Annotated in this window: 7 protein-coding genes; all 7 read left to right on the top strand. The window is 59.9% G+C overall.

Features of this window, described 5'->3' with window-relative positions; translation table 11 throughout:
• The first annotated feature begins 135 nt into the window (after nt 1–135).
• Nucleotides 136–1,173 carry an alpha/beta fold hydrolase gene (locus AC1DUU_RS20535; RefSeq protein WP_476785244.1) on the top strand — a complete coding sequence of 346 codons (1,038 nt, stop codon included), beginning with the start codon at nt 136–138 and terminating at the stop codon, nt 1,171–1,173.
• A gap of 82 nt (nt 1,174–1,255) precedes the next feature.
• Nucleotides 1,256–2,503, top strand: coding sequence for an urea ABC transporter substrate-binding protein (locus AC1DUU_RS20530; RefSeq protein ID WP_476785243.1), 1,248 nt, complete (start codon nt 1,256–1,258; stop codon nt 2,501–2,503).
• A 78-nt stretch (nt 2,504–2,581) separates the two neighbouring features.
• Entirely contained in the window at nt 2,582–3,448 is an 867-nt protein-coding gene (locus tag AC1DUU_RS20525; protein WP_476785242.1) for a branched-chain amino acid ABC transporter permease, read from the top strand.
• Nucleotides 3,445–4,476, top strand: coding sequence for a branched-chain amino acid ABC transporter permease (locus AC1DUU_RS20520; RefSeq protein ID WP_476785241.1), 1,032 nt, complete (start codon nt 3,445–3,447; stop codon nt 4,474–4,476). Before AC1DUU_RS20525 ends, AC1DUU_RS20520 begins: the two co-directional genes overlap by 4 nt.
• Nucleotides 4,473–5,201, top strand: a complete 729-nt coding sequence (locus AC1DUU_RS20515) for an ATP-binding cassette domain-containing protein (protein WP_476785240.1) — start codon at nt 4,473–4,475, stop codon at nt 5,199–5,201. Before AC1DUU_RS20520 ends, AC1DUU_RS20515 begins: the two co-directional genes overlap by 4 nt.
• Nucleotides 5,194–5,886, top strand: a complete 693-nt coding sequence (locus AC1DUU_RS20510; RefSeq protein ID WP_476785239.1) for an ABC transporter ATP-binding protein — start codon at nt 5,194–5,196, stop codon at nt 5,884–5,886. The genes AC1DUU_RS20515 and AC1DUU_RS20510 overlap by 8 nt, the downstream gene beginning before the upstream one ends.
• A 63-nt stretch (nt 5,887–5,949) precedes the next feature.
• On the top strand, nt 5,950–6,203 hold a 254-nt coding region (locus AC1DUU_RS20505; RefSeq protein ID WP_476785238.1), incomplete at its 3' end, for an urease accessory protein UreE.

The following is a 6,203-nucleotide window of genomic DNA, read 5'->3' as shown; positions in this document are numbered from 1 at the left end:
CAAGAGTTCTGAGGTAGACAGAAACTGACCCTGATGGGTCGGGACGAATATTTATTGCCTGAGCAGAACTATCACCACGGCCAGCCTGAGAAGGGCGGCCGAACCCTGGACTATTGCCAAATGCAGGAGGTAGCTATGGCGCAGTGGAAGCTAGACAAGGAAGTTGACTATGAAGTCTTCGAGCTTGGAGACCTTAAACTCCAGAAAGGGATGACCCTTCCTGACGCCAAGCTGGCATACAAGACGTTTGGCAGGCTGAACGCCGACAAGAGCAATGTCATCGTCCTGCTGACCTACATGGCCTCCACTCACTACGACAACCAGTGGGTCATCCGGGAAGGCGGCGCGCTCGACCCGAGCAAGTATTTCATCGTCATTCCCAACGTCTTCGGCAACGGTCTGTCGTCCTCGCCGAGCAACACGCCGGCGCCCTACAACAAGGCGCGCTTCCCGCATGTCACCTACTACGACAACATCAAGGCGCAGCATCGCCTGCTGACCGAGAAGTTCGGCATTACCAAGATCAAGATGGTCACGGGCTGGTCGATGGCGGCTGCGCAGACGTTCCATTGGGCGGCGCTCTATCCTGACATGGTCGAGGCGATCTGCCCGACTGCCGGCTCGGCGAAGACGGCAAAGCATAACCACGTCATGCTTGAGGGTGTGAAAGCCGCACTGACGGCCGACGACGCGTTCAAGGACGGCTGGTATGACGATCAGCCCTTCAAGGGCCTGCGCGCCATGGGGCGGGTCTATGCGGGCTGGGGCTTCTCGCAGGAATTCTTCCGCAAGGAGGAGTATCTTGAGCTCGGCTACGCTTCCGTCGAGGACTTCATCGTAGGCTATTGGGAACAGTGGTTTAACCTGCGCGACGCCAACAACATGGTCGCGATGATCCGCACCTGGCAGTCCGGCGATATCAGCGACAACGAGCTCTACAACGGCGACTTCCGCAAGGCGCTCGCTGCGATCAAGGCCAAGGCGATCGTCATGCCGGGCGACTGCGACCTCTACTTTCCGCCGGAAGACAGCGCGTTTGAGGTCGAACACATGCCGAATGCCGAGCTTCGCCCATTCCGCTCGAGCCACGGACACTTCGCCGGCGGATCCGGCCTCAGGCAGGCGGATGTGAAGTTCCTTGACGAAGCCTGGCGGGAGTTGCTGGCGAGCTAAGCCGCAACGCCTTTCTTTTCCGAACATGAACTTGGACCGGGCCTATCCGCACGGATAGGCCTCAAGGCAAAGGGGAACGCAAATGATAATAAATTCAAGCGTCAATCGCCGGTCATTCCTGAAGACGACAGCAAATGCTGCTGCAAGCTTGGGCCTGATCGGCGCTGGTGGCCGGGCTTTCGCGCAAGAGGACACGATCAAGATCGCAAGCCTGCTCGATCTTTCAGGCGGTCTCGACGCGGCCGGAAAGCCGATGCAGGACGCTATCACCTTCGCCGTCGAAGAGATCAACCAGGCAGGCGGGCTCTTGGGCAAGCAGATCAGCCTGATCACCTACGACACCCAGACCGACATGCGGCTCTATCCGCAGTATTCCCAACAGGCCGCTTTGAAGGACAAGGTGTCTGCCGTGTTTGGAGGTATCACGTCCGCCTCCCGCGAGGTGATGCGGCCGGTACTTCGGCGGCTCAACACGCTTTACTTCTACAACACCCAATACGAAGGCGGCGTCTGCGACCGCAACATCTTCTGCACGGGCATCACGCCGGCCCAGAAGCAGTCAAAGCATGTGCCCTTTGTGATGAACAAATGGGGCAAGAAGATCTACACGCTGGCTGCAGACTACAATTACGGCCAGATCACCGCCGCATGGACGCGCAAATACTGTACTGAAAACGGTGGTCAGATTGTTGGTGAGGATTTCTTCCCACTCGACGTGACCAACTTCGGATCGACGATCCAGAAGATCCAGGAAGCCAAGCCGGACTTCCTCTACCTCGTCCTTGTCGGCGGCGCCCATCAGTCGTTCTACCGCCAGTGGGCAGCCGCCGGCATGAACAAGCAGATCCCGATGGCGTCGACGACCATGACCATCGGCGGCGAGCAGATGGTGCTCTCGCCAGAGGAAACAAACGGCATCCTGCTGTGCTTCAATTATTTCGAGGCGCTCGACACGCCCGCCAACAAGGCCTTCCTCGATCGCTTCCATAAGCGCTTCGGTGCTGAATATCCCTATGTGACCGAACTGGCGATGGCCACCTACCAATCCGTCTATCTGTGGGCGGAAGGGGTCAAGCGGGCGGGCACCGCCGAACGGATGCCGGTGATCGAAGCGCTTGAGTCCGGCATCAGCCTCGACCTGCCCAGCGGCAAGTTCTCGATCGATCCGCAGACGCATCATTGCGTCATGGACATCAATATCGRCCAGATCCAGGACCGCAAGATCAACATCCTGGAGAGCTTTTCGCAGCAGCAGCCGCTCGACACGTCGGGTGTCTGCGACCTCAAGAAGAACCCCGATGACAACTCGATGTACGTCATCAAGGTTTGAATGACTCAAAAGGTTGCGGGTCGTTCGATCGCGGCAATGCGCGAACGACCTCGCAGCAATCCAAGAGGCTGTGCGGTTATGGACCTGCTCGTTGTACTTTCATTTGAGGCTCTCAAAGCCGTTGCAAGCCTGGCGCTGATCAGCGTCGGACTTGCGATCATCTTCGGCATGATGCGGGTGATTAACCTTGCTCACGGCGAATTCATCATGCTCGGCGGCTATGCGGCGATTGTCGCGACCAAGGCCGGGATTAACATCTGGATCGCCACGCTGTTGGTCAGTCCCCTCGTGGTGGGGGCGATCGGTGTGGTCATCGAACGGACGATCATCCGCTTTCTCTATGGTCGGCCGCGCGACACCATGCTCGCGACCTGGGGGCTGAGTCTGCTCTTGGTCGGCCTGGCTACCACCGTTTTCGGCAACACCACCGAGGGCATATCGGCCCCGGCCGGCTCGCTGCAGATCGGTGATTACCGCATCGCCGCCTATTCGCTGATCATCATCGTCATCGCAATTGTTGTGTTCGCCGCGATCTGGGCTGTCTTCCGCTTTACGCGCTACGGGCTGATCGCACGCAGCACGATGCAGAATGCCGACATGGCCGCCGCACTGGGCGTCAATCCATCGCGCGTCTATGCCGTCACATTCGGCGTTGGCGCCGGGCTTGCCGGTCTGGCCGGCGGCGTCATGGCGCCAATCACCGGCATCGTGCCGACGATTGGTGCTGCCTATGTCGCCAAGGCGTTCATCACCGTCATCGGAGGGGGCCCGGCAATCCTTGCGGGCACGGTGTCGGCCTCGGTGCTGTTCGGGGCGATCGACCAGATCATCACATATCTCACTACCCCGGTTATCGGCGAGGTGGCCCTTTTGGCTGCTGCCGTCGTGATGCTGCGGTTCATGCCGCAAGGCATCACCGGGCGTTTCTTCAGGAGGGCGGCATGACCGCGATTTTGCAAGGAAACGGCGGACTGGTTGCCGCCACAGTGTTGGGGCTGGTATTGCTGGTGGCACTGCCACAGCTCGTCGACCCCATCATGATGATCGAGCTGACGTCCTATGTGATCATGGCGATCCTGGCGCTCAGCCTCGGGCTGATCTGGGGCTATGGCGGTATCCTGTGCTTTGGCCAGTCGGCGTTCTTTGGCATCGGCGCCTATGCCTATGCCATCGCCGTTATCAATTTCGGCGACAGCACCATCCCGCTGCTGCTCTCGATCGTCGTTCCCGGGCTGTTTGCGGCATTGCTCGGCTACTTCCTGTTCTACGCGCGCATCACCGACGTCTATTTCGGCGTCATCACGCTGACGGTGACATTGATCCTCTACAAGGTCATGGGCGCGACTTCAGGTTCCCAATATGTCATCGGTGCGGCCCCCTTGGGTGGCTACAATGGCATTCCGGCGGTTCCACCTTTGAATTTTCCAGGTCGGCCCGAACTGGCACTATCCTTTGACGGCCTGTTCTATTTGTCCGGTTTCACCTTGCTGGCGGTGTATGTCGGCCTTCGGCTGATGCTAAAGAGCCGCTTCGGCCAGGTCGTCGTTGCCATCCGCGAAAACGAACGTCGCGCCGAACTGCTCGGTTACGACGCACGTTTCTACAAGCTGGCGACCTTCGCCATCGGCGGCGCGATCGCTGGCCTGGCAGGTTGCCTGTTCGCCAATTGGGGCATGTTCATCAGTCCCGACGTCTTCGGACTGGCCCAGTCGGCGCAGGTCATCATCTGGGTGATTGTCGGTGGCACCGGTACGCTGCTCGGCCCCATCGTCGGCTGCTTCGCCATCCAGTGGATCGCCACGAAACTTGGCGCCCAGCAGCTTCTCAACGCCAACCTGGTGCTCGGCACGATCCTGATCGGCTTTGTCCTGCTGGTCCCGAAGGGTGTGGTGCCGACAATCAGTGACGCTGTTCGGCGGCTGAAATTCCGTCCCTACGTCGCTCCGCTCGTCGAGCAAAAGAGGGTGCCATGACTTCGCTCGATTGTATCCTTGAGACCCGAGGCCTCGAAAAACGCTTTGGCGGTGTCGTTGCCATCGCAAGCGTCGACTTCAGACTCAAGCAGCGCGAACTGCGCTGCCTGATTGGCCCCAACGGCGCTGGCAAGAGCACCTTCTTCAAGATGCTGACGGCACAGCTCAAGCCGACGACCGGCCAGATATTGTTTGATGGCGTCGACATCACCCGAGCCCAGCCGCATCAGGTCAGCCGGTTGGGCATCGGCATCAAAAACCAGGTGCCCGATGTCTTCAACAACCTGACGGTTGCCGAAAACATCTCYGTTGCGGCCCGTTCGCGCCATGGCAAGGCGCGCGCAGCGGCAAAAGGCAAGGACGTCATGGAGCGGCTGGGCCTGACCGCCCTGACAGGGAGGCTGGTCGGCGAACTGGCCCACGGCCAGCGCCAATGGGTCGAGCTTGCCATGGTGGTGGCGCTTGAGCCCAAGCTCATCTTGCTCGACGAGCCGGCGGCCGGAATGACGGCGGATGAGACCAACAAGACAGCTGAACTCATCCGCGAGGTCAACAAGTCGGCGGCAATCGTCGTGGTCGAGCACGACATGCAGTTCATCAAGCAGATCGCCCAAACCGTGACCGTCTTTCACCAGGGGCGCGTGCTGATCGAAGACACGATGGAAAAGGTTCAGGGTAACGAGCTGGTTCGCGAAGTCTATCTGGGGAAGTCAGAAGATGATTGAGGTCAAGAATCTGCACTCCGGCTACGGCCGGATCCCGATCCTGCACGGCATCAACTTCACGATGAAGCCGGGGGAGGTCGTCGGCATCCTCGGCCACAACGGCATGGGCAAGACCACCCTGTTGCGCACGCTTGTCGGCCAGATCAAGACGACGCAAGGGTGCGTCGAGTTCGATGGCCGCGACATCACCTTTGCCAGCTCGTCCGAGCGCGCCCGTGCCGGTATCGGCTACGTGCCGCAGGGGCGTGACATCTTCCCTCTGCTTTCCGTCATGGAAAACCTGAAGATGGGGGAGATCATGCGTGATGGTGAAAGCGCCATACCTGAGATGCTCGGCCATTTCCCCGTGTTGAAGGATTTGCTCGAGCGGCCAGGCCGAGGGCTGTCAGGCGGACAGCAGCAGATCCTGGCATTGGCTCGCTGCCTCGCCGGGCGACCGAAGCTGGTGCTGCTTGACGAGCCGACGGAAGGCATCCAGCCCTCGATCGTCGATCTTATCGCCGAAAAGCTGGGCGAACTGAAGGTCAGTCTGGGCCTGGGCATCATCCTCGTCGAGCAAGACATCCGCTTCATCCGCCAGTTGGCCGACCGCGTGCTGATCATCCAGAAAGGCGCGTTCGTTGCCGAGATTTCGCCGGATCAGCTCTACGACCGGGAAATCGTCGACGCGCATCTGGGGATCTGACTAGGGCCGCGCGCTGTTCCACGAGATCCAGAAGTTGCCGCCAAATGCTCCAGGGGACTTTGAATGTTGAAGTTGAATTCCATTGTCGGATTGGCGGCTGACCAGCAGTTGAGCGCCCAGCTCCATTTGCTGGATCACGAAGGCCGTGTCGAGTTCATCTTGCTAGACACCGCCGAAATCGCCCGCCGGCGGCTGTCGGCGAGAACCGACCGCGGCACGCTCTGCGCGATCTCCCTGCCGCGCACGCAGCGGCTCGTCGATGGCGCGGTGCTGTTGCTTGAAGACAAGCGCGCCATCGTTGTCCGTGCGGAGCCGGA

The organism is Aminobacter sp. P4_H6_2 (assembly GCF_056400805.1).
Note: the sequence above shows the minus strand (reverse complement) of the source record. Positions and strands in the feature narration are given on the sequence as shown.